At 69.6% G+C, this 26156-nt stretch carries 20 protein-coding genes, 2 tRNA genes, 1 pseudogene and 1 riboswitch; of the genes and pseudogenes, 16 read left to right on the forward strand and 7 right to left on the reverse strand.

Translation table 11 applies throughout. The features are described from left to right. Positions 1-222: 222 nt before the first annotated feature. The 3 genes from E3O32_RS06815 to E3O32_RS06825 all read right to left on the reverse strand — a co-directional run bounded on the left by E3O32_RS06815 (position 223) and on the right by E3O32_RS06825 (position 6433). Entirely contained in the window at positions 223-3717 is a 3495-nt protein-coding gene (locus tag E3O32_RS06815; RefSeq protein ID WP_134507895.1) for a hypothetical protein, read from the reverse strand. 208 nt (positions 3718-3925) lie between these two features. Continuing rightward, positions 3926-4606 carry an NAD(P)H-binding protein gene (locus E3O32_RS06820; protein WP_134507897.1) on the reverse strand — a complete coding sequence of 227 codons (681 nt, stop codon included), beginning with the start codon at positions 4604-4606 and terminating at the stop codon, positions 3926-3928. 57 nt (positions 4607-4663) lie between these two features. Beyond that, complete coding sequence (locus E3O32_RS06825; RefSeq protein ID WP_241974668.1) at positions 4664-6433, reverse strand: MDR family MFS transporter; 1770 nt, start codon at positions 6431-6433, stop codon at positions 4664-4666. Positions 6434-6944: 511 nt separating this feature from the next. Between E3O32_RS06825 and E3O32_RS17880 the strand changes: the two are divergent. From E3O32_RS17880 to E3O32_RS06840, 3 genes and pseudogenes are all read left to right on the forward strand, one after another. Continuing rightward, positions 6945-7331 (forward strand): annotated as a pseudogene (locus tag E3O32_RS17880) (M15 family metallopeptidase); the annotation flags it as partial. A 234-nt stretch (positions 7332-7565) separates the two neighbouring features. Then, positions 7566-8648 carry an amidase domain-containing protein gene (locus E3O32_RS06835; protein WP_134507899.1) on the forward strand — a complete coding sequence of 361 codons (1083 nt, stop codon included), beginning with the start codon at positions 7566-7568 and terminating at the stop codon, positions 8646-8648. 101 nt (positions 8649-8749) lie between these two features. Beyond that, positions 8750-9499: an amidase domain-containing protein gene (locus tag E3O32_RS06840; protein WP_134507901.1), complete on the forward strand. Its 750-nt coding sequence runs from the start codon at positions 8750-8752 to the stop codon at positions 9497-9499. A 110-nt stretch (positions 9500-9609) separates the two neighbouring features. Here the strand turns inward: E3O32_RS06840 and pgm are convergent, their stop codons facing one another. Next, on the reverse strand, positions 9610-11226 hold the full coding sequence (gene pgm, locus E3O32_RS06845) for a phosphoglucomutase (alpha-D-glucose-1,6-bisphosphate-dependent) (protein WP_134507903.1): 1617 nt from the start codon (positions 11224-11226) through the stop codon (positions 9610-9612). 36 nt (positions 11227-11262) lie between these two features. Between pgm and pheA the strand changes: the two genes are divergently transcribed. Further along, on the forward strand, positions 11263-12210 hold the full coding sequence (gene pheA / locus E3O32_RS06850; protein ID WP_134507905.1) for a prephenate dehydratase: 948 nt from the start codon (positions 11263-11265) through the stop codon (positions 12208-12210). On the opposite strand, the gene E3O32_RS06855 is transcribed toward pheA, so the two are convergent. Next, complete coding sequence (locus E3O32_RS06855) at positions 12207-13202, reverse strand: diacylglycerol/lipid kinase family protein (RefSeq protein ID WP_134507907.1); 996 nt, start codon at positions 13200-13202, stop codon at positions 12207-12209. The two genes, pheA and E3O32_RS06855, sit on opposite strands and share 4 nt — an antisense overlap. Before the next feature lie 49 nt (positions 13203-13251). On the opposite strand from E3O32_RS06855, the gene serS reads away from it, so the two are divergent. The 7 genes from serS to E3O32_RS06890 all read left to right on the forward strand — a co-directional run bounded on the left by serS (position 13252) and on the right by E3O32_RS06890 (position 19927). Further along, on the forward strand, positions 13252-14517 hold the full coding sequence (gene serS / locus E3O32_RS06860; RefSeq protein WP_134507909.1) for a serine--tRNA ligase: 1266 nt from the start codon (positions 13252-13254) through the stop codon (positions 14515-14517). Further along, positions 14514-15353 (forward strand): HAD family hydrolase, encoded by an 840-nt coding sequence (locus E3O32_RS06865; RefSeq protein WP_241974672.1) that lies wholly within the window; start codon positions 14514-14516, stop codon positions 15351-15353. The genes serS and E3O32_RS06865 overlap by 4 nt, the downstream gene beginning before the upstream one ends. Positions 15354-15471: 118 nt before the next feature. Next, positions 15472-15556, forward strand: a tRNA-Ser gene (locus tag E3O32_RS06870). Between the two features lie 131 nt (positions 15557-15687). Continuing rightward, a complete protein-coding gene (locus tag E3O32_RS06875; RefSeq protein ID WP_241974673.1) occupies positions 15688-16866 on the forward strand; it encodes an LCP family protein in 1179 nt (392 codons plus the stop codon). A gap of 85 nt (positions 16867-16951) precedes the next feature. Further along, a tRNA-Ser gene (locus tag E3O32_RS06880) sits at positions 16952-17042 on the forward strand. A gap of 77 nt (positions 17043-17119) precedes the next feature. Further along, on the forward strand, positions 17120-18367 hold the full coding sequence (locus tag E3O32_RS06885; RefSeq protein ID WP_134507911.1) for a glycosyltransferase: 1248 nt from the start codon (positions 17120-17122) through the stop codon (positions 18365-18367). Positions 18368-18517: 150 nt separating this feature from the next. After that, positions 18518-19927 carry an aldehyde dehydrogenase family protein gene (locus E3O32_RS06890; protein ID WP_134507913.1) on the forward strand — a complete coding sequence of 470 codons (1410 nt, stop codon included), beginning with the start codon at positions 18518-18520 and terminating at the stop codon, positions 19925-19927. A gap of 60 nt (positions 19928-19987) precedes the next feature. Here E3O32_RS06890 and E3O32_RS06895 read toward each other — a convergent pair whose 3' ends face one another. Beyond that, entirely contained in the window at positions 19988-20176 is a 189-nt protein-coding gene (locus E3O32_RS06895; protein ID WP_134507915.1) for a YegP family protein, read from the reverse strand. 263 nt (positions 20177-20439) lie between these two features. Next, positions 20440-20538: riboswitch (TPP riboswitch) on the forward strand. Here E3O32_RS06895 and thiM point away from each other — a divergent pair. From thiM to E3O32_RS06920, 5 genes are all read left to right on the forward strand, one after another. Continuing rightward, positions 20530-21342: a hydroxyethylthiazole kinase gene (gene thiM, locus E3O32_RS06900; RefSeq protein ID WP_241974674.1), complete on the forward strand. Its 813-nt coding sequence runs from the start codon at positions 20530-20532 to the stop codon at positions 21340-21342. Its footprint overlaps the riboswitch before it by 9 nt. Then, positions 21339-22070 carry a thiamine phosphate synthase gene (gene thiE, locus E3O32_RS06905; RefSeq protein ID WP_134507917.1) on the forward strand — a complete coding sequence of 244 codons (732 nt, stop codon included), beginning with the start codon at positions 21339-21341 and terminating at the stop codon, positions 22068-22070. Before thiM ends, thiE begins: the two co-directional genes overlap by 4 nt. Continuing rightward, positions 22067-23629, forward strand: a complete 1563-nt coding sequence (locus E3O32_RS06910) for a bifunctional hydroxymethylpyrimidine kinase/phosphomethylpyrimidine kinase (RefSeq protein ID WP_134507919.1) — start codon at positions 22067-22069, stop codon at positions 23627-23629. Before thiE ends, E3O32_RS06910 begins: the two co-directional genes overlap by 4 nt. Positions 23630-23800: 171 nt before the next feature. Further along, positions 23801-25312: an alkaline phosphatase gene (locus E3O32_RS06915; protein ID WP_134507920.1), complete on the forward strand. Its 1512-nt coding sequence runs from the start codon at positions 23801-23803 to the stop codon at positions 25310-25312. An 89-nt stretch (positions 25313-25401) separates the two neighbouring features. Then, positions 25402-25935: a hypothetical protein gene (locus E3O32_RS06920; protein ID WP_134507922.1), complete on the forward strand. Its 534-nt coding sequence runs from the start codon at positions 25402-25404 to the stop codon at positions 25933-25935. A gap of 40 nt (positions 25936-25975) precedes the next feature. Here E3O32_RS06920 and E3O32_RS17220 read toward each other — a convergent pair. Further along, the coding region (locus E3O32_RS17220; RefSeq protein WP_166790797.1) for a hypothetical protein at positions 25976-26156 on the reverse strand (181 nt) is incomplete at its 5' end.

The following is a 26156-nucleotide window of genomic DNA, read 5'->3' on the forward strand; positions in this document are numbered from 1 at the left end:
GGCGACTGTTACTGCAAGTGTGGTGCGCGGGAAACGCTTCACGGTCACTCCCTTGTGTGCGTGCTGATGGGTGGATGCGAGTCCGCTCTCATCAGGTTCTGTGAGAGCGCTCTCACGATGTGATGCTCACGTTAGTGCGCGCATCGGTCGTTTGTCAAGAGAGCGCTCTCCGTTGAGGAGTCGGGACGAGGCGGGGAAGCGGCCCGCCCGTCTCCGCACAGGTCAGAACCCGGGCGTCTCCGGCACGGTCACCGTGAGGGAGCGCACCCGGCCGTCGCGGCGGAACACGCTCGCGCTGAGTTCGGCGTCGAGCCAACCGCCGGCCCCGGGCACCCGGCTGCCGTCGGCGAGGTGCGCGACCACCTCGAGCGGGCCGCCGCGGTGGAACACGACCGGCACCTGGCAGAACGTGAACGCGAGCGCGCCCACGGGCAGCTCGATGCGCTGCCGCTCGCCGGCGAGGTCCCGGTAGGCGAAGGCGCCGGGCGCCGTGGTCCATTCGCCGGCACGCAGCAGGGTGGGTCTGAACCTGATGCGACCGTCCTCGACCCGCAGGCCGAGCTCGCCCAGGCGGGTGAGTACCTCCTCCTTGACCTGCCCGGTCATCCCCGGCTGCCGGGCGCCGTGTCCGGCCGGTGTGTGCGAGTAGGGGTCGGTCGGGAAGGCGCCGTAGGTCAGGGGGTCCTTGCAGTAGCCGATGCCGGCCCGCACGTCCTCATACGCCGCCATCAGAGCCCGGATCGCGGTCTCGTCGGCCCGCTCGGCGACGGCCCGTTCGAGCGTCTCCTGCACCGCGAGCAGCAGCTTCGACACCATGTGCCAGTAGATGCTGCCGAGGCCCTCGTAGGCGAAGAAGGAGCCGGAGCGCCCGGTGAACTCCGCGTGCCGGAAGACTTCCTCGAAGATGTCAAGGAGCTGCGTCCGGTCCCGTTCCACGGCGTCGTGCATGGCCGGGTCGGCGCTGAGCCGGTTCAGCGCCTCCGAAACGCCCCTGGCGTTCCGAATGTGGGCGGCGAAGTGCAGGTCACCGTCGACGTCCCGCACCACGATGCTCCGGTCTCCGGCCTCCACGAGGCGCAGGGCGAGCGGGCAGTCGGCGGCCCGCTCGGCGCCGAACGTATTGCGGGCCAGGAAAGACGGCAGGTCCTTGTCGGGATAGAGGATGTAGCTGTGCTGGTCGGCGCGGTACAGCCGGCTCGCGCGCAGTGCGCTGAGCACGTCCAGCGACTCCTCGGGGGTGAGCAGGCCCGAGGAGAGGATGGCGACCTGGCCCTCGAGCATCTCCGCGAGCGGTCGCACCTCGGCCCGATCGGATCCGAGGTCGAGCACGTTGTAGGAGTGCACGAGCCCGTCGCCGCGCCGGTTGGCGCGCAGGCCGGACTCGACGAAGGATTGGGCCAGAGCGAGCAGCTCGGCCACATCTCCTGCGGCGACCGTCGCACGATCGCCGCCGAACCCGGCGTAGACCCGTTCCCGGTAGGCGGTGGCGGCCTCACCCAGACCGTCCATGACGGCCCGTCGGCGAGTGGCATCGAACCCGTCGGCCAGCGCATCCCCATGCCCGACGAGCACGTCGCGCACCGCGGTGAGCAGCCCGGCGAGCTCACTGCTGAGCTCGACGTCGACCGTCAGGAGTTCCTGCACGAAGACCAGGTAGCGGCGCAGATAGGCGAGGGTCACCACCGACAGTCCCCGGCCGACCAGCGCATTGTTGGCGTCGTTCCACTCCGGGCGTTGCGTGGTCATCCAGATGCCGCCGTCCGGCACCAGGTTGACGAGTTTGGCCAGCAGGAGCAGCAGCACCTTCTCGGCCAGAGTCACCCGCACAAGGTCGCCGTCGGCTCCGTGCACGAGCCGGCCGTCCGCCCCTTCCGCGGCGACCCGCCGGGCGATCACCCGTTGCCGCTCCTCGTCGAAGGTGATCGTGTCGTACGGGTCCGCGAGGATGTCCGCATAGCCGGCGATCCGGTACGGCACATCGGCGTGGGTGAAGGCCGCCCGGTTGATGAGCGCGTCGAGGCGCCCCGGGTGGAAACGCCGGGATGTCTCGAGCAGCTTGAGCAGGTAGATGATCTGGTGGTCGCTCCAATAGCCGATGTTGGCCCACGGGTTCTCAGGCTCGGGCACCTCCCAGTCGATGCCGTCGCGGGAGATCCGGTACGGATTGTAGCCGTCGGCGGTCGTGGCGTCAAGGAAGATCGTGACCATCGACTCGACGTATTCGGGGAACGACCAGGCCAGCGCCTCCCAGTTCTGGAAGATGTCCCGCCAATTGCCCTGGTACTCCAGGCGACGGTCCCCGTTCTCGTCTGTGAGGACGATCCGGAACTGGTTCCACGGCCGGCTCGGGTCGCCGTGCCGACGGCTGAACGTGAGCGGCAGGTACTCCGTGGCGAGGCGCCACAGGTCGAGGTCGCCATGCTCCAGGGCGATGGCGATGAGCTCGTCCGCCCGCAGCCGCTCGGGCAGAGCCTCCAGAACCGCGGCGCAGCGGCGGGCGGTGGACGTGCTCCGCTGGGCGATGAAGGCCCGCACGTCGCGGGACTCCACCGTGTAGCCCTCGGCGGGGACGCCGCCGCGCATGGTGTTGAAGAGCACATTGGCGGTGTGGTGGATGGTCGCCAGCTCGTCGCCGCTCTGCTGCGTGGCATCGGTGGCCGCCAGGATCGTTTCCAGGTCGGACCGGGTTTCGACGATGTCGGCCGCGAGCTCCGCGGCGAGACCGAGCGGGTCGCGCAGCTTCGCGCGCAGGCCGACGACATCGGCCGAGTCCTGGTTCACGTCGGCGACGACCTGCCAGCTCGCAGTGCTGCCGGGGGAGAGCGTGACCCGGGCATGCACGAGGTAGGCGCCGCGCCGGCCGCGGACATCCGTCTCGGCGGTGATGCCCCGGCCCCGGGCGAAGGCGGACAGCTGGTCGATCGAGAGCAGGTGCTCGGCGTTGTCCAGTCCCACCTGCCAGGCCACATTGGCCTGCAGCGATTCGCTGGGCTCGGCCAGGTCGGTCAGCGTCGCGCTCAGCGTGAGCAGCCCGAGGCCAGTCGACTGGTCGAGTTCGGCACGCTTGTAGGCGTCGAGCAGCACGCTCAGTTCGTTCTGCGTCTTACTGCCTGCCCCGGCGGGAAGGATGTTCACCAGGCCGTCGAGGAGGTCGATGTCGAGTTGCTCGCCAGGCTGTCCGCCCGGCTCATCGTCGGCGAGCGAGGTCAGGGCGCAACTGCGCACGACGCCGAAGCGGGCGCTCGTCTGCCAGGTCACGCGCAGGCGCAGGCCGAGGTCCGGACGGGTCTCCTCGAAGACCAGGGTGGTGCCGAGGGCGTCCTTGTACAGGGTGCGCTGCACGGCTTGATCGCCGGGGCGGAGCTCCGCGAACGGCTGCCAGTGCGTGCTGGTCCCGTCTGGGCGTCGAACGAGCAGCACGCTGAGCCCGCCGGTTCGCCCGGCGCTTTCGGTGACCTTGTCGTCGGTGTAATAGGGGAAGAGGGCCCGATCGGCGTCGACCCGGCCGGCCGTCAGGCCCCCCGTGCTCGAGATGAAGAACCAGACGTCGCTCGCGCCGACGAGAGTCATGAAGAACGGCGGCATCTGGTCGTAGTTCTCGATCCGGTAGAACCGGCGTCCGTCCAGGTCGACCGGTCCACCTCGGACCGTGCCGTCACCGGGATCGAACCCTCGTTCGTCCAGAACGGCGGGCTGGGCGATGGACTCGAAGTGCATGCGATCCTCCATTGGATTCACCCGGCGGGTGCTCCGGCCGGAGACGGCTCCATCACCTCAGTGATGAGAGCGCTCTCACAGACTGCCAGAGATCGCTCCCGCGTTCAAGCGCGGCCCCTCCGGCGTTCGCCCGTGGGGCCGCGCTTCACGGTCGCCCCCTCGGGGTCGCCCGGTTGGCCGAACCTCAGCCCGAGGGTCGGCGGTCGGCTCAGGCGAAGGCGGCTACGGCGGAGGGGATGGGCTCATCGCCGGACACCAGATGCAGCAACCGGCGTTCGGCGGCACCGGTCTCGATCAGCGCTGCCAGCACGGCCGCGACGTCTGCGCGGGGAACGCTTGCCGGTTCTTCCGGCAGGCCGGGGCCGGCCGGGCTGAGGCGAACCAGACCGGTGCCTGGCTCGTCGGTCAGGCCGCCGGGGCGGACGATCGTCCAGGCCAGGGGGCGGGTGATGAGGTCTTCTTCGGCTGCGAGCTTGGCCTGCAGGTAGCCCAGGAAGTCTGCCGGGACATCCGCGGGGGTCTGACCTGCCCGGACCTTCTCGGTGCCGGTCGAGGAGATCTGGATGAAGCGCGCCACGCCGGCGGCTTCGGCAGCGTCGGCGAGCCGCACGGAGCCGCCGAAGTCAACGGCGTGGCGGCGCTCCTCGCTGCCGCCCGCTCCGGCGCCGGCCGCGAACACAGCGACGTCGGCTCCGTTCAGGAGGTGGGCCACGTCAACAGCCGATGACTTCTCGAGGTCGATCACCACCGGGACGGCCCCGTCAGCGACGAGATCGGCCCTCTGTTCCTCCGTGCGAATCAGCCCGACGACCTCATGGCCGTCCTTGGTGAGCTGCCGGGTCAGCTGTCGAGCGATCTTTCCATGTCCACCTGCAATAACAATACGCATTGAGGGTGCAACCGCCCGCCGCCACGGATCATTCCCCAGGGCGGCGGACTCGCGCGGTCAGCGGTTCGTCGGCTGCGCCGGGCGCTCGAATTCGTCGACGTCGATTCCCGGTTCGATCAGCGCGCCCATCGAGTCCGCGGCGCGCTGGACGTCCCGGGTGAGCTCGGCCTGCTCGGCGGCGTGCTCATCGGCTGCCTCCTGGAGCGCTGACGTCGTCCGCAGCGGCGGGGCCTTGAGGAAGAAGCTCAGCACGAAGGCGATCAGCACGACCACGAGGCTCACCCAGAACACGGTGAGGGTCGCGTCGTTGAAACCCACGAGGAACGGCTGGGCAAGGCGCGGGTCCGCGGCCTTGAGGAACGACGTGTCCCCGTCGAGGGCGCCGCCGATGCCGCTCGGGTTCGCCAGCAGCTTGAGGATGCCCGCGTTCGCCGGGTCGGCCTGGACGGCGGGATCGGTGGCGGCGGCCTTGACGCCGGCCAGCAGCGCCGTGTTGCCGAAGGCCGAGGCGAGGGTGTCCGGAATCCGGGTGAAGAGCACGGAGAACAGCACGGCAGTGCCCAGCGTTCCACCGATCTGGCGGAAGAACGTCGACGCGCTGGTCGCGACCCCGATGTCGCGGGGGCCGACCGAGTTCTGGCTGGCGATGGTGAGCGTCTGCATCAGCTGGCCGAGGCCCAGTCCGACCAGGAGCATCCCGATCATCATGAACCAGACCGGCTTGTCGGCGGTCGAGAACGTGAAGAGGAGGAAGCCGGCCGACATGAAGGCCGTGCCGACGGTGGGGAAGATCTTGTACCGGCCGGTGCGGGCGATGATCTGGCCGCTCACGATCGACGAGATCATCAGGCCGAGGATCATCGGGAGCATGAGGAAGCCGCTCTCGGTGGGGTTGGCCCCGTCGACGAGCTGGAGGTAGAGCGGAACGGTCATCATGGCGCCGAACATGCCGAAACCGACGAACACTCCCAGCACGGTGGCCATGGAGAACGTCGCGGACTTGAAGAGCTTGAGCGGGATGAGGGCGTCGTCTCCCATCATCCGCTCGGCCAGGATGAAGGCGACGATGCCGAGCGCGCCTACCGCGTAACAGGCGATCGAGGCCAGGGAGCCCCAACCCCAGGTGCGGCCCTGCTCGGCGACGAGCAGCAGCGGAACCGCGGCGAGGACCACCGTGACGGCTCCCCACCAGTCGATGCGCACCGGGCGTGTGAAGTGCGGAACGTGCAGGAACTTGAGCACGATCGCGAGGGCCACGATGCCGATCGGGATGTTGATCAGGAAGACCCAGCGCCAGCCGGTGACGCCGAGGATCGTCGTCGCCCCGGAGAGCACGCCGCCGATGAGCGGGCCGATCACGCTGGACACGCCGAAGACGGCGAGGAAGTAGCCCTGGTACTTCGCCCGTTCCCGGGGCGCGAGCATGTCGCCCATGATCGTGAGCGGGAGGGCCATCAAGCCGCCGGCGCCCAGCCCCTGGATCGCGCGGAACACGGCCAGCTCGTACATGGAGTTCGCCATGCCGGCCAGCAGGGAGCCGACGAGGAAGATCGTGATCGCGATCAGGAAGAGCGGGCGGCGGCCGAAGATGTCGCTGAGCTTGCCGTAGATCGGGGTGCTGATGCACGACACGATCAGGTACGCGGTCGTCACCCAGGCCTGCAGGGCCATGCCGTCGAGGTCGTCGGCAATGGTGCGCATCGACGTTCCGACGATCGTCTGGTCGAGCGCGGAGAGGAACATCCCGGCCATCAGGCCGAAAATGACGAAGAGGATCTGCCGATGGTTCATCAGCGGGGCGGCGGAGGCGGGGGCAGGAGTTTGCATCGTGTGCAAAGTTACACGACGGGCAATGAATCTTCAAGCATCCTGCGGCCCGTCCGGAGAGGAAGATTCGCCTGCCGGGTCTATGCTCGGCGATGTGGGGCAAGAACAGCAACCAGAGGTGTCGCGGTCGGTGCGGAGGCGGCGCATTGTTGCGGTGACCGTTGTGGTCGTGCTGTTCGCCGGTGGCGCGCTCGCGATCGGCACGATCTCGGGCAGGGCGGCAACATCCCTGACCGGGGCTGTGACCAGGACCGGCCACGCGACCGCGCAGCCGAAGGCTCCGACGTCGCTGCCGATGCCCACTCCACAGCCCACGTCGACCGGCTCGGCCCGGCCGTCGCCGGCGGGTTCGCAGCCTCCGGCCGTCGTGCCCACCTTCAACCGGTCCGCCCGGTCCATCGACGACCCCACCAGCCTGTGGGCCGTCGTCGACAAGGTCCGGCCGTTGCGGCCCGCCGACTACACCCCGCCCGACCTGGTCGAGGTGCCGGTTCCGCACGTCTGGCAGCCGATGCTGCGCGCGGAGGCCTCGACCGCCGTCGTCGCGATGTTCGCCGCCTTCACGGCGGAAACCGGCCTGCAGCTCCAGTCCCAGAGCTCCTATCGCAGCTACGGCACCCAGGTTGACGTCTACAACCAGGACGTGGCGGCCAACGGCCAGGCCTTCGCCGACACGAGCACGGCGCGCCCGGGAACCAGCGAGCACCAGACCGGGCTGGCCATCGACATCAGCGCGCTGCCGGGCAACTGTTCGCTCGATCCCTGCTTCGGCGCCACCCCGCACGGCCAGTGGCTGGCTCAGAACGCGTGGCGCTTCGGGTTCCTGTTGCGGTATCCGGCCGACAAGGTCCCGATCACCGGCTACGGCTACGAGCCCTGGCATTTCCGGTACATCGGAGCGGACCTCGCGACCGAGATGCACAACACGGGAGTGACCACCCTGGAGGAGTTCTTCGGGCTGCCCGCAGCGCCCGGCTACAACTGATCTCCAGCACGTGCACGGGTTTCGGATGCTTCGCACAGGCTTCTGCCATCCGGGCGTGATTGGGTCTTGGGTCCCCTTCCGCTACCCAGAAACGATTTTGTGCGCCCCGATCCACTCAATGAACCCCGTATCCGTTCCCGCCATCGTGTGGAGAAGCCCGCGAGACCCCGGCGCGTCCTGCTCGCCGGAAGCGCCGCGGCAGCCTGTGCCGCCGTCGCGATCTCGGTAGGTTTCGCCACCGGCGGCAGCGCCATCGGTGCCAGTGCGCCGTCAGCCACCCGAGCGGTCCCCGCCGCGGCCGCTCCCGCGGCACCCGTCGAACAGCCGAAGCCGGTGGTGCACAGCAGCATCAGTGCCCCCGACGGCGCGTCGGTCGGCCCGGTCACCGGTGGCACGACCGTGACCGTGAGCGGAGACGACCTGGCCGGCGTGGCAAGCGTGACCTTCGGCGGGAACGCCGGCGCAGTCGTCTCGGCCACCGAAAGCACCGTCACCATCACCACCCCGCCCGCCACCGACCTGGGCACGGGCCCGGTCGCGGTCGAACTCTTCGACGCCGCGGGCACCACCGTGCCGGTCGACGCGGCCGGAGCCGGTGTCTCGGACTCCGCCGCTGCCGCCGCAGGGTCGGCCGTCGCCTCGGTCCCCGCGCCCGGTTCGGCCGCTCCTTCCGCACCGGTCCGGACCGCTCCTGCGCCGTCGCCGGCTGCAGCCCCGGCCGCCGGTGGAACCGCCTCGCTGACCTTCAACTACGTGCCTGACCCGAGGGTCACCGCGCAGACGACGTACGCGCTGGCCCACTGGGACGACTACAACACCGACGACTACGGTTCCATCGGCGGAAACGACTGCGTCAACTTCACCAGCCAGACCCTCGTGGCCAGGGGCTGGACGATGGACGCCGGCTGGTCGTTCGACACCGACAGCCTCCAGTACAGCCCGGCCTGGGCGAGCTCCACGGCCTTCGCCGCCTACCTGACCGCCCACCCGGAGCGGGCCACCCCGCTCACCGACAAGCAGCGCAACCTCGTCAAGGTCGGCGACATCGTGCAATTCGACTGGGACGATTCCGGCGATGAAGACCACACCGGGATCGTGACCCGAGTGGAGAAGAGCGGGCAAACGGCTCGAATTTATTATGCAGGTCACACGTCCAATACCGACTACCAGTCGGTGGACGAATCCCTTCGCAACGGCGGCGGAACGGTCTCGTTCTGGAGTGTCAAGTAGCACCTGTACACGGTTCGGCCTCCCCGCCCGCACAGTGAAATTCGCAGGCAAGTGTGATTGTCTGGACGTATCCCCCCCAAAGAATTGAGATATTTGTGTTGTTGACCCGGCGTTTCCGCATCGGCGTCGTCGTGCTGGTGCTCGGCGGCCTTGTCGCCGGAACGGCGGCTGTCGCCTCCCTCGGCGACGACGAACCGTCGTCCGCCGCCCGGGCCGCGAGTGCGGGTGGTGACACGGTGACCGGCAAGCGCTCGGCGTCCATGGCCCCGACCGCCACGCCGCGGGCCGCCCCGGCCGACGCCGGCGCACCGGTCGCTGTCGAGCAGCCGAAGCCGGCCCCGGTGGCGCCCGTCGCCCCCGCGGCGCCGGCCACTGCCGGCGTCGAGGCGCAGGTGGCCTATATGCTCGCGCACTGGAGCAGCTACAACACCGCCGACTACGGCGTCATCGCCGAAAACGACTGCGTCAACTTCACCAGCCAGTCCCTGATCCAGCGCGGCTGGGAAATGGACGACGCCTGGTGGTCGAAGGGCAAGGGCGGCTCGTTCACGCACTCGGCGGCCTGGATCAGCTCCACCGCCATGATGAAGTACCTCGCGAGCTCCGGCCGGGTGACCGCACTCACCGATGACCAGCGCGACGAGGTCAAGGTCGGCGACATCGCCCAGTTCGACTGGGACAACTCCGGCGACCGCGACCACACCGGAGTCGTCACCCGGATCGAAGGCTCCGGCGACAACATCGAGATCTTCTACGCCGGCCACACCGACGACACCGACTACCGTTCGGTCGACTACGCGATCACCGAGAAGCACCCGGGCGCGACCGCGTACTACTGGAGCATCCCCTAACCACCTTGCGCATCACGGCCGCGCCGGTTTCGGCAGGCCGCGCCCGCCGAAACCGGAGCGCCGTGCCGAGACCGGCGCAGGGATGAACCGGATGCCGCCGACCGTCCGGTCTAGGCGATCGCCGCGTCCACGATCGCCTTCGCCTCGATCTGCACCTGGCGCAGGTGCTCCTCGCCCTTGAACGACTCGGCGTAGATCTTGTAGACGTCTTCGGTTCCGCTCGGCCGGGCCGCGAACCAGGCGTTCTCGGTGACGACCTTGACCCCGCCGATCGCCGCCCCGTTGCCGGGGGCGTGGCTGAGCTTGGCGATGATCTTCTCGCCGGCGAGCTCGGTGGCCGTGATCGCCTCACCGTCGAGCCTGCCGAGCTGCGCCTTCTGCGCCGGCGTAGCCGCGGCATCCACCCGGGCGTAGGCGGGGGAGCCGAAGTGCTCGGCGAGCTCGGCGTAACGCCGGCTGGGGGACTTGCCGGTCACGGCGAGGATCTCCGAGGCGAGCAGGGCCAGCAGGATGCCGTCCTTGTCCGTGGTCCAGACGGTGCCGTCGAAGCGGACGAAGCTCGCGCCGGCGCTCTCCTCGCCGCCGAACGCGACCGATCCGTCGATCAGGCCGGGCACGAACCACTTGAACCCGACGGGAACCTCCCAGAGGTCCCGGCCGAGGAAGCCGGCCACCCGGTCGATCATGGTCGACGAGACGAGCGTCTTGCCGATCTGCGCATCCGCCCGCCAGCCCTCGCGGTGGCTGTACAGGTAGTCGATGGCGACGGCGAGGAAATGGTTGGGATTCATCAGCCCGGCATCCGGCGTCACGATGCCGTGGCGATCGGCGTCGGCGTCGTTGCCGGTGAGGATGTCGTAGTCGTCCTTGTGGGCGAGCACGGAGGCCATCGCCGACGGGCTCGACGGATCCATCCGGATCTTGCCGTCCCAGTCGACGGTCATGAAACGCCAGGTCGGGTCGACCTTGGGGTTGACGACGGTCAGGTTGAGTCCGTAGCGGTCGCGGATGGCACCCCAGTAGCCGACGCTCGCCCCGCCGAGCGGGTCGGCGCCGATCCGGATGCCGCTCGCCTTGATCGCGGCCATGTCGATGATGTTCTCGAGGTCGTCGACGTAGTGGCCGCGGAAGTCGTAAGTCTCGACCGCGCTCGGCTCGCTCATCTTCACGTCGTGCAGTCCGCCGGCGATGAGTTCGTTGGCGCGATTCGCGATCCACGAGGTGGCGTCGCTGTCGGCCGGACCGCCGTGCGGCGGGTTGTACTTGAATCCGCCGTCGGAGGGCGGGTTGTGGCTCGGGGTGACCACGATCCCGTCGGCCTCGTCGCTGTTTCCGGCCCGGTTGTAGGCGAGGATCGCGTGCGAAAGGGACGGGGTGGGCACGTAGTCGTCGAACTCGTCGACGAGAACGCGGACGCCGTTGGCGACGAGCACCTCGAGCGCCGTCGTGTAGGCCGGACCGCTCAGCGCGTGCGGGTCGGTGCCGATGAAGAGCGGCCCGGTGATGCCCTGCTGGGCGCGGTACTCCACGATCGCCTGGGTGGTCGCGATGATGTGGTCCTCGTTGAAGGCCGTGTTCAGGGAACTTCCCCGATGGCCTGAGGTGCCGAAGGCGACCCGCTGGGCGGGCACCGAGACATCCGGTTTCAGGTCGTAATACGCCTTCACCAGCGCGTCGACGTCGATCAGGTCAGATTCCTGGGCCGGGGTGCCCGCTTGTGCTGTCATGGGACCCAGTCTTGCACTGCAAGTAGGCTGTGAGCCATGTCCGAGACGCGCAATGTCAGCTACAGCTTCCTCGGTCCCGCCGGCACGTTCACCGAAGCGGCGCTCGCGCAGGTGCCGGAGGCTCGAGGGAAGGCGTGGCGCGCGGTCAACAACGTGGGCGAGGCGCTCGCCGACGTCGTCTCCGGGCGCAGCGTCGCCGCGATGATCGCCATCGAGAACTCGGTCGACGGAGGCGTGTCCGCCACCCAGGACGCCCTCGCGAACGTGCCGAACCTGCGCATCATCGGCGAATACCTTGTGCCGGTGAACTTCGTGCTGGTGGCCAGGCCGGGCACGGCCCTCGCCGATGTGCGGGTCGTCAACGCGCACCCGGTCGCCTACGCCCAGTGCCGCAGCTGGCTCGAAGCGACACTGCCGCACCACGGCCACATCCCGGCGTCGAGCAACGTGACCGCCGCGTCGTCCCTGCTCGACAACGACCAGGCGGATGCCGCGATCGCGCCGCCCGGCATCGACACGCGTTACGACCTCACCGTGCTCGCCACCGGGATCGGCGACAACCCGAACGCGGTCACCCGGTTCGTGCTCGTCGGCCGGCGGGGGGCGCTCCCCGAAAGGACCGGCGCCGACAAGACCAGCGTGATCGTCGAACTCCCCGAGGACCGTCCCGGCTCGTTGCTGGACATGCTCGAGCAATTCGCCACCCGCGGGGTCAACCTCAGCCTGATCCAGTCCCGGCCGATCGGGGACGCGATGGGGCGGTACCGGTTCGTGATCGACGCCGATGGGCACATCCAGGACGAGCGCGTCGCCGACGCGCTGCTCGGACTGCGCCGATTCAGCCCGAAAGTGCTGTTCCTCGGCTCCTACCCGCGAGCGGACAAGCGGCCGATCGAATTCACCTCGCACTACGACGATGACGTGTTCATCGGTGCCAGGGAATGGTTGACGGAACTGATCGGCGACGATCCTTCCGCCACCTAGGCCACGGCCGGCAGGCGCACCATCAGTGCGCCTGGGTCGGCGCGGAACGAGGCGGCGCGCACCAGGCCGAACTCATCCCCGTCGATCTCGAACTCCTGCGCGTGCTCGAGCACGATCCGGATGCCTGCCCCGCGCAGCGTCGTCATCACCCGTTCGTTGCTCGATTCGGTGCGGTCGATGATCCGCCGCCCCGCAGCCGAACGGCGAAGCACCCCGTTCTCCCAGGTCACCCGGCGCCAGATCGCGAGCCAGCCGAGGACGCCCTTCGGCTGCAGCACCGCGATGTCGAGGATTCCGTCGTCGATCCGGGCGTCCGGCAGGAACTGCATGTTCCCGGGCAGCAGGCCGCAGTTCGCGATCAGGATGGTGCTCACGTGCGCCGGCCGGTCGGTGCGCCCCTCCACGCTGTACCGGATCCGGAACGGCCTGGCCGTGGGGATGACCCTGGCGCCCGCGTCGACGTAGGCGAGCCAGCCCACCCGTTTCTTCAGGTCGGCACTGGTGCTGGCGATCATCCGGGCGTCCAGGCCGATCCCCGCCATCACCAGGAAGGCGTGCTCGACGGCGGCGCCTGACTCGGTCGTGACGTTCGCCACCCCGACGTCGACGGGCTTGTCGACCCCGGTGAATGCGATCCTGGCCGACTCGTCGAGGCTCGACAGTGGCAGCTTCAGGTTGCGGGCCAGGAGATTCCCGGTGCCGGCCGGCACGATGGCCAGCGCGATCCCGGTGCGGCGGAGGACCTCCGCCACGGCGCGGACCGTGCCGTCGCCGCCGGCCGCAATCACGACGGATGCCCCCTGTTCCACGGCGAGCCGGGCCGCTGCGGTGCCCGGATCGTCCAGGGACGTCGGGAACCAGAGGCTCTCGTCCCAGCCCGCGGCGGACGCGGCGCCCGCCACGCTCAGCCGCAATTTCACCAGGTCGACCTTGATCGGGTTGTAGACGACGGCAGCGCGCAGAACTCTTTCGGTCTGACCGGGAGTATTCACGGGGCAAGGCTAGCAAGGTGCCCCGGTGGGCGCTTGTAGAATGGCCAGCGTGATTGATCCTGTGCTGCTGCGAGAGAATCCCGACCTCATCAAGCGTTCTCAGACGGCGCGCGGTGCGTCCGTCGAGGCGGTTGACCGTGCCCTCGAGGCCGACACCGAACGGAGGGCGTCGATCCGCGCGTTCGAAGACCTCCGCGCGTCGCAGAACCAGTTCGGGAAGCGCGTCGCATCCGCCCCCGCCGCGGAGAAGAAGGCGCTCGTCGCCGAAGCCCAGGCCCTCGCGGCGCAGGTGAAGGCCGCCGGCGCGGCAGCGGGCGACGCCGAGTCGGCGTTCACCTCGGTGGTGCGCACGATCGCGAATCCGATCATCGACGGGGTCCCGGCGGGCGGGGAAGACAACTTCGTCACCCTCCGCACCCACGGCGAGATTCCCGCGTTCGACTTCGAGCCGCGCGACCACCTCGAGCTCGGCGAACTCCTCGGCGCGATCGACATGGCCCGCGGCGCCAAGGTCTCCGGCTCGCGCTTCTACTTCCTCAAGGGGATCGGCGCGCGCCTCGAGATCGCGCTGATGAACATGGCCCTCGACCGTGCCCTCGCGGCCGGGTTCATCCCGCTGATCACCCCCACCCTCGTGCGCCCCGAGATCATGGACGGCACCGGCTTCCTCGGCGAACATGCCGACGAGATCTACTACCTGCCCGCGGATGAGCTCTACCTCACCGGAACGAGCGAGGTCGCGCTGGCCGGCTACCACTCCGACGAGATCCTCGACCTGGCCGAAGGCCCGCTCCGCTACGCGGGCTGGTCGACCTGCTATCGGCGCGAGGCCGGCTCGGGCGGCAAGGACACCCGCGGCATCATCCGGGTGCACCAGTTCAACAAGCTCGAGATGTTCGCCTACGTGCTGCCCGAGAACGCCGAGGCCGAACACGACCGCCTCGTGGCCCTGCAGGAGGACATGCTCCAGTCGCTCGGGCTGAGCTACCGCGTGATCGACGTCGCCGCCGGCGATCTCGGGTCGAGCGCGGCGCGCAAGTTCGACATCGAGGCGTGGGTGCCCACCCAGAACGCCTACCGTGAACTCACCAGCACGAGCAACTGCACCACCTACCAGGCGAGGCGCCTGGACATCCGTTACCGCACCGAGTCCGGCAAGACCGCGCCCGTGGCCACCCTCAACGGAACGCTGGCGACCACCCGCTGGATCGTCGCGATGCTGGAGACCCACCAGCAGGCTGACGGTTCGGTGCTCGTCCCGGAGGCCCTGCGGCCCTGGCTGGGCGGACTCACCGTGATCGAGCCCACGCCGTGAGCCTCGACGCGCTGACCGTGACCGGGCAGGGCACGACGGATGCGCCCTGGCTGGTGGCCCTCGACATCGACGGCACGACCATGCACGAGGACGGCACGATCAGCGAGCGCGTGCTCGACCAGGTGCGGCGCCTCGACGCGGCCGGCCATGAGGTCATGCTCGCCACCGGGCGGTCGGCCGCGACCACCCTGCCGGTGCTCGACCGCCTCGAGATCGCCCCGCGCTTCGTCGTCTGCTCCAACGGCGCGATCACCCTGCACCGCGACCCCGACTCGCCCACCGGGTACCGGCGCGAGTGGGTCGAGACCTTCGACCCGACCGAGGTTCTCCTCTCGATCAAGTCGCACCTGACCACCGCCCGCTACGCCGTCGAGGACGAGCACGGCTACTACCGCTACACCGAGCCGTTCCCGGACGCGACCATCGGACTCGACAGCGAGCACGTCGACTTCGACGACCTCCTGCGCCATGCAGCCACCAGGGTCGTGGTGATCTCACCCGACCACGACATGGACGATTTCCTCCGCGTCGTCGACCGGATGGGCCTCAACCGGGTGAGCTACGCGATCGGGTGGACCGCGTGGCTGGACATCGCCCCCGACGGCGTCAACAAGGCCACCGCGATGGAACGGGTGCGTGCCGAGATCGGCATTCCCCGCCACCGGGTGATGGCCGTCGGCGACGGGCGCAACGACATCGAGCTGCTGCAGTGGGCGGCCGTCCACGGCCGGGGGGTGGCGATGGGGCAGGCGCCGGACGAGGTCATCGCTGCGGCCGGCGAGACCACCGGGGCCGTTCAGGACGACGGCCTCGCGTTCGTGTTGAGCAGCCTGTAGCCTCACCCAGCCTGCTGTCAGCATCCGCTGGCATTCTGGACGATGGCTCATCGGCTAGAATCGGTCGGTATTCGCCTATTGCGATCGCGTGCCGTCTGCGCAGTTGCGCGGCGAACAGGGAGGGCTGTCCGAGCGGCCGATGGAGCCAGTCTTGAAAACTGGTGGACAGAGATGTCTCGTGGGTTCGAATCCCACGCCCTCCGCACCTGGATGCTGCACGCCGGCACACGACGAAGGGATCTGAGTGAGCGACCAATTACGGCCCCGCTCGACACGGTCGCGCACTCTCGCGACCTTCGCCCGGCATGGCCGGTTGAAGCGGTCGAACCCGGTCGTGACCGTGGTGAAATTCCTCGCCGCGGCGATGGCCGTTTTGCTCGTCAGCGGGGTGTCCGTCGCCTCCCTCGCCACCTACGACGTCGCCGCGAGCGTGCAGCCGAGCGTGCACCTGGCCAATGAGACCAAAGGCCCCGTTCCTCAGATCGGGGCCATCCCTGGCGGGGTGAACCTGCTCGTGGTCGGCAGCGACAGCCGCAAGGGCCAGGACGCCAGGTTCGGCGAAGAAGATTCGACCGGTGACCTCAACGACGTCACGATGCTGCTGCACATCTCCGCCGATCACAGCAACGCCTCGGTGATCAGTTTCCCGCGCGACATGTTCGTGCCCATCCCGGAATGCCCCGACCCGACGGGCGGCACCTTCAACTCGATGAGCCGGCAGAAGATCAACACCACGCTCACCTACGGCGGGCTGGCCTGCACCGTGCTCACGGTGGAGAAGCTGACCGGCCTGGATATCCCGTTCGCCGCCGAGGTGCAGTTCAGCGGGGTGATGGCCATGTCGACCGCCGTCGGCGGCGTGCCGGTCTGCGTGGCAGAGGAGATCCAGGACGACTACACCCAGACTTACCTCACCCCCGGCATGCACACGCTCGAGGGTGTCGCCGCCCTGCAGTTCCTGCGCACCCGGCACGGCGTCGGAGACGGCAGCGACCTGACCCGGATCAACAACCAGCAGGTGTTCATGTCGGCGCTCGTGCGCACGATCAAGAGCGCCGACACCCTCTCCGACCCGCTCAAGGTGTACTCCCTGGCCAAGGCCGTGACGGCGAACATGTCGCTGTCGGCCAGCCTGAACAACGTGTCGACGCTCGCCTCGATCGCCGTGGCACTCAAGGACATCCCGTTGGACCAGGTCGTGTTCGTGCAGGTCCCGACCGGGAGCACGGAGGGCGGGGTGCTGCCGTTGCAGCCGGACTTCGAAGACCTGTTCACGGCCGTCGCCGCCGACCAGCCGCTCAAGCTCGGCGGTACGACGGGCGCCGGTGCAACCCTGGACCCGTCCGCGACAGCCGCTCCGACCGAGCCGGCACCGGCCGAGCCGACTGACCCGAACGCCACACCCGACCCCGCCGCGACGACACCCGGCGTCACCGTGCTCCCGGAGTCGGCGACCGGGCAGACGGCCGGGGAACTGACCTGTTCCGTCGGCCGCACCCTCGAGAACCAGTAGCAATCCGGGCATCCGGGCCGGTGTTCAATCGGATCCCGCTTGTGAGGTTATGATTGCTGAGGTGTGTTTGCATTGCAGGCACCAAGGAGACGTCGCATAGTACGGCTTAGTGCACCACCCTGCTAAGGTGGAGTACCCTTCACGGGGTACCGTGGGTTCAAATCCCACCGTCTCCGCACTTTCGGCCCCTGGTCACCGCGTTCATCGCGGTTTCCCGGGGCCTTTTTCGCCCGTCGGGCTCCTCGGAGGAATCGTGCGCATCGGAATTGTCGCCAACGACACCAGGGGCGGGGTCGAACCGTACGCGGCATTGGCACTTCGACTGAAGGCGCGCGGGCACGAGCCGAGGCTGATCGCCCCCGCGGACTTCTCCCCGCTGGTCGAGGGCAGCGGCATCCCCTTCGCCGGGCTGTCCGGGAATTCGCGCGAGGACATCCGGCGTGCACAGGGCGCCACCGAGCGGGGGTCCGGCGCAAGCATGCGGATGGTTGCCGCGGAAATGGGCGCCCGACTGCATATCTGGACGCGGGAAACCCTGGAGGCTGCGCAGGGGGTGGACGCCCTCACCGGCGGTGTCGGTGGAATGGTCGTCGGTCTCGGTGTTGCCGACAAGCTGCGGGTGCCGTTCATCCCCGCGCACTTGCAGCCCATCGATGCGCCCGCCACCGCTTACCCGGGTGTGCTGACACCCCGGGTGCGACCGAATGTCCTCGGCCATCGCCTCACCTCGTTCGCCCTCTGGGCGCCGTTCGCGAAGGCGATGGCGGATGCCCGGCGCGAGGTTCTGGGGCTGTCCGGCCGGTCGACCGCCACAGCGGGTCAGCCGGCGCTCTACGCGATCAGCCCTCGGGTGCTCAGGGTTCCCGGCGCCCGCAACCACACGACGGGGTACTGGTTTCCCACCGAAGACCCCACCTGGCAGCCATCGCCCGAGCTGGAGGAGTTCCTCGCGCGCGGTCCCGCCGTGAGCATCGGGTTCGGGAGCATCAGCGGCACTGACCCGGCGAAGCGGACGGCAATCGTGCTCGAGGCTGTCCGCGCAGCGGGAGTGCGAGCCGTGCTGCTCTCCGGCTGGGGCGGACTGACCGACCTCGAACTGACCGACCTCGGACTGACCGACCTCGACGGGGGCGGTCGCGTGCTCGTCCAGGAGTCGGTGCCACACGAGTGGCTGTTCCCGCGGATGGCAGCCGTCGTGCACCACGGAGGGGCCGGCACCACAGCGGCCGGCCTGCGTGCCGGAGTGCCCGGCATCGTGGTGCCGTTCACCGTCGACCAGCCCTTCTGGGGAAGCCGCGTGGTTAACCTCGGCGTCGGCCTGTCATCCTTTTCGCAGCGCCGGCTCACCTCGGCGCGTCTCGCGGACGCCCTGGGCAGGGTCCTGGCCGACAGGTCGATGCAGCAGCGGGCCGGTGAACTCGCCGCGGGCATCCGCAGCGAGGACGGGATCGCCACCGCCATCGACGCCTACGAGAATGCGCTCGGCGGATCGCGCGTCTGACGGATGCCGGAAGGCGCAGCAGAGGCCGACGCCGGCGTGAGCGGTGACCCGGTCGGCACCGACCGACAACCACGCTGCGCGCTCCAACAAACGGGGCGGCATCAGTGCTGGATACGGTCAGGGTACTAACGGACTCACAGTGGAGGACCCATGGATACCTACGACGCACTTCTTGAGACGATCACCCCGACGTCGACGCCGACGAGGGAGATCCTGGACCCGGCAACGGGAGCGGTGGTCGGCCTGGTCGCCGTGCACACCGTCGACGACCTCGACCGCGCCGTCGCCGCGGCCGTCGCCGCCCAGCCGGCCTGGGCCGCACGGGGCCACGCGGAGCGCATCGCGACCCTGAACCGGGTGGCGGACGCCATCGACGCCGCCGCGGAGCCGCTCGCGGAGCTGCTCTCCCGGGAGCAGGGCAAGCCGCTCAACGGTCCGAACGCCCGGTTCGAGGTCGGCGCCTGCTCGGCCTGGCTGCGCGCCACCGCCGCGACGCCGCTGGAGGCCGAGGTTATCGTCGACGACGGCCAGACCCACGCCGAACTGCACTACCGTCCGATCGGCGTTGTGGGTGCCATCGGCCCGTGGAACTGGCCGATGATGATCGCAGTCTGGCAGATCGCCCCAGCCCTGCGGATGGGCAACGCGGTCGTCGTCAAGCCGTCCGAGTACACGCCGCTGAGCGTTCTCGCGCTCGTCGCGGTGATGAACCAGGAACTTCCGGCCGGTCTGCTGAGCGTCGTCTGCGGCGACCGCGAGGTCGGTGCGCGGCTTTCCAGCCACCCGGGAATCGGTAAGGTCATGTTCACCGGGTCGACCGCCACCGGCAAGGCGATCATCAAGAGCTCCGCCGACACGGTCAAACGCCTCACCCTCGAGCTGGGCGGCAACGACGCCGGCATCGTGCTCTCCGACGCCGACCCGAAGGCCATCGCGGAGGGCCTGTTCTGGGGTGCCTTCATCAACACCGGCCAGACCTGCGCGGCGCTGAAGCGCCTTTACGTGCACGACGACATCTACGACGCGGTCTGCACGGAGCTCACCGCGGTCGCCGCCGCCATGCCGATGGGCGTCGGACTGGACGAGAAGAACGTGCTCGGACCGCTGCAGAACAAGGCACAGTTCGACATCGTGTCCCGCCTCGTCGACGCCGCGAAGGATTCCGGAGCGCGCGTCCTCCTCGGTGGCAACCCGAGCCTGGACCAGCCGGGCTACTTCTACCCGACCACGCTCATCGCCGACATCGACAATGCCAACCCGCTCGTCATGGAGGAGCAGTTCGGCCCGGCGCTGCCGATCATCCGCTTCACCGACCTCGACGACGTGATCGCGCAGGCCAACGGTGTCGACGTCGGACTCGGCGGCTCGGTCTGGTCGCCCGACCTGGCGAAGGCGCGCGAAGTGGCGGCCCGCCTCGAGGCCGGCACCGTCTGGATCAACGGGCACGGCGGCGTGCACCCGATGATCCCGTTCGGCGGGGCCAAGCAGTCCGGCTACGGGCTCGAATTCGGCGTGGAGGGCCTCAAGGCGCTCGGCGTGCCCCAGGTGATCAACGGCTGAGCGGCACCGCGCCGGAACCGCCGCCCCTCGGCCTGAGCCGGATGGGCGGCGGTTCCCGTGTCAGCTGGCGGGTTCGGTCAGGTCGACGACGTGGGACTTGACGTGGGATTTCAACGACTCGATCCCCTTGAGCGCGGCGACCTTCGTCTTGTAGCTGTCGGAGGTGGCGATGACCTCGCCGTTGTTGGCCTTGAGCCTGAACTGGTAGCCGCCGGACCTGTCGACGTACACTTCGTATTTGCCGCTCATGACACGCTCTCTTCTTCGCCACGGAACATCATCGTCGACCGTTTGGCCGGTGACCTCAGACTACGCTCCGGTCGTCATCGATGACCTGTGTGCGAAGCTCACCGAGGGCGGTGAACCAGGCCGGGCGGGCGGCTCGAGGCTGAGACGCGGAATGTATGCGCTTGCACTCGGAGTCACGTGGCCCGGTGCAGGCCACCATCAAGCCGCTGATCGGGATCGAGGAGTTCGGCGGGGGCCTGGTCTCCTGAGGCGGCTAGGCTCGGAGGCGTGACACGGGGTGCCGTCGAGAGTCGATGGCTGAGATCAGACCCGTAGAACCTGATCTAGCCAGTACTAGCGAAGGGATGTCGCGAGTGAACTCTCGCTTGTCGAACCAGCACGCCCAGTCAGCCGCCGAACTTCTCCGCCGCCTGCGGGAAGGCGTGCCGCTCGTGCAGTGCCTGACCAACGCGGTGGTGGCCAACTTCACCGCCAACTCCCTGCTCGCCCTCGGCGCCGCCCCGGCGATGGTCGACCTCCCCACCGAGGCCGGACCCTTCGCCCGGCTGGCGTCCGCGGTGCTGATCAACCTCGGCACTCCCCAGCACGACCAGCGGGTCGCCATGGTCGAGGCCGTCACCGTCGCCAATGCGGCCGGAACCCCCTGGGTGCTCGACCCGGTCGCGATCGGCGCGCTCCCGGTGCGCACCCACCTCGCCCGAGACCTGCTCGGCCTCCGGCCCACGGTCATCCGCGGCAACCCGTCCGAGATCATCGCGCTCGCCGGGGCCGGCCACGGCGGACGAGGCGTCGATTCGACCGACTCCGCCGAGGACGCGCTCGAGGCCGCGCGCAACCTCGCCATCGACTTCGGGTCCATCGTGGCCATTTCCGGCGGAACCGACATCGTCACCGACGGGGTCAGGGACGTGCGCGTCGACAATGGCACCGAGCTGCTCACCCGGATCACCGGCGGGGGCTGCGCCCTCGGCGCGGTGATCGCCGCCTTCGCCGCCCAGGACCAGGACCGGCTCGCCACGACCGTGGCAGCCTGCGCGGTCTACACCCTCGCGGCCGAGCAGGCCGCGCGGGAATCCGCCGGTCCGGGCAGCTTCGCCGTCGCCTTCCTCGACAGGCTGGCCGGGCTGACCCCCGACGACGTGCTGGCCGGCGTGGTCATCGGATGAGCCTGCCCGCCCACCTGACCCGGCCGGCCCACGCGACACCGCAGAGGTCGGCCCACACGACACCGCCAAGGCCGCGCACCCTCGACCTGTCCACCTACCTCGTCACCGACCGGCGGCTCTCCGGACGGCTCGGGGTGCTCGGAGTGGTCTCCGCCGCGGTCGCCGGCGGTGTCTCCGTCGTTCAACTCCGTGACAAGACCGCGGACACCCGGGACTTCTACGACCTCGTGGTCGCCGCCGCCCGGATCACCGCCGGTCGCTGCCTGCTGCTCGTCGACGACAGGGTTGACGTCTTCCTGGCGGCGCGGCACGCCGGCGCAGAGGTGGACGGCGTTCACGTCGGCCAGGCCGACCTTCCGGCCGCCACGGTGCGCGCCCTGATCGGGCCGGACGCCGTGCTCGGACTCACCGCGAACACGCCCGTGCACCTGCGTGCCGCTCACGCCCTGCCGGCGGGCTTCGTCGACTACCTCGGGGTCGGGGTGATCCACCCGACCGCGACCAAGCCCGACCACCCCGAGGCGCTCGGCGTGGCCGGGTTCGGCAAGATCGCGCGGTCGACCAGGCTTCCCTGCGTCGCGATCGGCGGCATCCGTCTCACCGACACGGCCGGCCTCCGCGCCGCGGGCGCCTCCGGGCTGGCCGTCGTCTCGGCGATCTGCGCGGCCGACGACCCGGGCGAAGCCACCCGCGCGTTCGCTGACGCGTGGGCCGGGGCCGCGGCATGAGCGGTATCCCCCGCGTGCTGAGCATCGCCGGCACCGACCCGACCGGGGGCGCGGGCATCCAGGCCGACCTCAAGGCGATCGCGGCCAACGGCGGCTACGGGATGGCCGTGATCACCTCCCTGGTCGCGCAGAACACGCAGGGCGTGCGGTCGATCCACCTGCCGCCGACCTCGTTCCTGCGCGAACAGCTCGACGCCGTGAGCGACGACGTCACCATCGACGCCGTGAAGATCGGGATGCTCGCCACCGATGACGTGGTCGCCGAGGTCGCGGCCTGGCTGCGCCGCATCCGCCCGCCGATCGTCGTGCTCGACCCGGTCATGGTCGCCACCAGCGGCGACCGGCTGCTCGACGAACGCGCCGAGGCCGCCGTGCGCGACCTCCTCGCCGAGGTCGACATCGTCACGCCCAACCTGCCCGAGCTCGCCGTGCTCGCCGCGTGCCCGGTCGCGCTGACCTGGCCCGAGGCGATACGCCAGGCCAGGGCGGTCTCCGCCCGGCACGACGTGATCGTGCTCGCCAAGGGCGGCCACCTCGGCGGCCAGGGCTCGCCGGATGCCCTGGTCGACGCCGCCGCCGGGCTCTCCGGCGGGCACGACCTTGTCGAGTTCGTCCAGGAACGGGTGCCGACGACGAACACCCACGGCACCGGCTGCTCGCTCTCGAGCGCCCTCGCCACCCGCCAGGCCCGGCTGGGCGACTGGGTGGCCGCCCTCGCCTCGGCGAAGGAGTGGCTGACCGACAGCTTGCGGCATGCCGACGAACTCGACGTGGGGCACGGCAACGGGCCGATCCACCACTTCGCGGCGCTCTGGAGCGCCGGGGACGCGGCTGCGGCGGCATCTGTCGCCGCGTCATCCGTCGCCACAGTATCTTTCGCCGAGGTATCCGTCGCCGATGCTGTTACGCCGGTCGCCGCTCTGGGAGCCGACATGGCTGCCCATACCGAGGAGTGGTGGGCGGGCATCGACCACCTGCGCACCGAGATCGACGATCTGGCGTTCATCAGAGGGCTGGCCGACGGCAGTCTCGCGGACGACGCCTTCTCGGCCTACATTGCCCAGGACGCCCTCTACCTGCGCGACTACTCCCGGGCCCTGGCCCGGGCCAGCCAGCTCGCGCCGACCGTGGCCGAACAGGCGTTCTGGGCCTCGAGCGCGCACGGCTGCCTGGTCGAGGAACTCGAGCTGCACCGCACCTGGCTCGACGGCCGGGCCACGGATGCCGCGCCGTCGGCGGTGACGACGGCCTACCTGAACCATCTGCTCGCGGCGGCGCAGGGCGGTTCCTACCCGGTGCTCGTCGCCGCACTGCTGCCCTGCTTCTGGATCTACCAGGACGTCGGGGAACGGCTGGCGGCGGCGAACCACGCGGAGCATCCGTACCGGACCTGGTTGGACTGTTACGCGCAGCCGGACTTCCAGGCGGTGACCCTGGGGGCGATCGCCATCGTCGAGCGGGCCGCCCAGGGAGCCACCGCCCCGGAGCGGGCGGAGATGCGGCGCTCATTCCACGCCTCGGCCGAGCACGAACTCGCCTTCTTCGACCAGACGACCTGAGACGCGCGCCGGCGCGCGCCCCCCGGATGCCCGCCCCCGGATGCCCGCCCCCCGGATGACCGCCCGGGGACTCTGTTCACCATCCGGCCATTCGGGGGACACCGGGACTCTCTACAGTGCGGGGGTGGCAACATGAGCTGCCACTCCCACGCACTCCTCAGGAGCATCCTCATGCGACGAAGAATTTCTGTCCTGGCCTCCACGACCGTGGTCGCTGCTCTGCTGGCCACCGCTGTCGTCACGGCCGGCACCGTCTCGTCGGCTTCGGCCGACGACGACAAAGGCCGCGCCAAGAACGTGATCTACCTCCTCGGTGACGGCATGGGCCGCACCCACGTCACGGCCGCCCGCGAGCGGTATTACGGTGCGTCCGGCAAGCTCACGATGGAGACGCTGCCGGCCCAGGGCTATGTCAGCACCTACGCGGTGGAAAAGGGCTCCGGCCAGCCGGGCGAAGCCGACTTCCACCCGAACGCGGTCACCGATTCCGCGTCGGCCGCGACGGCCTGGTCGTCGGGCGTCAAGACCTACAACGCGGCGCTCGGCGTGGACGCCAAGGGCGCCGTCGTTCCGACCATGATGGAGCTGGCCAAGAAATCGGGCTACCGCACGGGCAACGTGTCCACCGCCGAGGTCACAGACGCGACGCCCGCCGGCCAGATGAGCCATGCCCTCGCCCGCGGATGCCAGGGGCCGGTCTACTCCGACGCCGCCTGCCAGGACATCACGGTCACGGGGGCTGCGCTGCCGACCAGCGACGTGAGGGTCACCCCGATCGCCGACCAGATCGCCCGGAACGGCACCGCCGACGTCATCCTCGGCGGCGGCCTCGGCCGGTTCGACGCTGCCGATGAGACGGCGCTGAAGGGCCAGGGGTACTCTGTGCTCGGCTCGATCGCCACCCAGACGCCGGCGACGAAGACCGACCTCGCGGCTGCCGCCGGCCAGAAGGTCTTCGGCCTCTTCAACAAGGGAAACCTCACGATTGAGAAGTCCAAGACCGACAGGCCCACCTCCGCCCAGGCCCAGGAGCCCAGCCTGCCCGAGATGACCAGCAAGGCCATCGAACTGCTCAGCCAGAAGAAGGCCGAGGGCGAGAAGAACGACAAGGGCAAGGGCTTCTACCTCCAGGTCGAGGGCGCGCTGATCGACAAGCGCTCCCACGCGAACGACGCGGCCCAGACCCTGGCCGAGGTCAAGGCGTTCGACGACGCCGTCGCGATCGCCCAGGACTTCGCCAAGCGCGACGGCAACACCCTCGTCATCGTCACCGCCGACCACGAGTGCGCCGGCTTCAACATCATCGAGAAGGGCACCTTCACCAACGCGGAGGCCGCCACCCCGCCGGCGAACACCGACAGCGGCAACACCGCCAACAACTCCACCCCGAGCCGCCCGAGCAACGCCCGCGACGGCGCCCGGTCCACCGGGATCATCAACGGCGCCGGCGCGGCCGATCCGAAGAACTTCGGTCCGGCCACCTTCCGCACTCCCACCGACCCGGCCGGCGTCGTCGACGGTTCGCCGGAGGCCGGCCTGTGGTTGAGCTACCTGTCGGGCAATCACACCGGAGCGGATGTCCCGGTCTACGCCGCCGGCCCCGGCGCCGACCAGCTGCAGGGCACGGTCGACAACATCGCCCTGTTCGGCATCGTGGGCCGCGCTCTGCGCGTCATCGGCTAGCGCCGTAGGCCGGCGCAACCCGCGCACACTGCCCGGGCCGGACGGTATCCCGTTCCGGCCCGGGCATCCCCACAACAGGAAGCACCAGTATGAAACCCAGGACTCCCCGGGCGATCGCCCTCGTCGCGATCGCCGCAGTGCTCATCGTCGGCGGAGGTGCGTACGCGCTCGCCTCCTCCGGTGCCTCCGGCTCGTCCGGCGGCTCGATCTCGGCCGGAGCGGCCCGGACCACCTTCCCCGGCCTGGTCGCGCCCTCGGGGCAGCCGGAGCTGGAGAGCATCGGGAAGGCACATCCACGGCCGGGGGAGGTCGTGCAGGCGGCTGGGCCGTTCGACGACCGGTTCCTGCTCGAGAACCTGGCCTTCGACGGCGCGGCGGTTTCCGGGGCCGTGCGCGTGACGAGTGACGTGAGCGCGGTGCTCGACCTTGAGGTCGTCGCCGGCTTCTACGACGACACGGGCGCCCTCCTCGGCACCGGCCGATTCGTGCACCACCTCGTCGACGACGGCAGCCACAGTGGCGCGCCGGAAGAACTGGTGACGTTCACCATCGCGGTACCGTCCGGCATCGCCGTCCCGGCGGTGTCGGTCGCGCTCGGGGTGCCGGTGCTCGTCAACGAATAGCGCCGCCCGGGGTGGTCGAGGCTGTCGAGACCGGGCTCGGTCACTGGCGGGCGTGGCTGGCCTGCTGGGCGCGGTGGGTGGCGCCGGGCTGCCAGGTGGTGGTGGTTCCTGCCCAGGCTGGTGCCTTGACCTGGGGTTTGCCGCGGATCATGCGGATGAGCCAGCCCGAGGTGTCGATGCTGTGGTGGTGGTACCAGCAGAGAAGGACACCGTTGTCGATG

The organism is Cryobacterium mannosilyticum, from assembly GCF_004402705.1.
GTDB lineage: Bacteria > Actinomycetota > Actinomycetes > Actinomycetales > Microbacteriaceae > Cryobacterium > Cryobacterium mannosilyticum.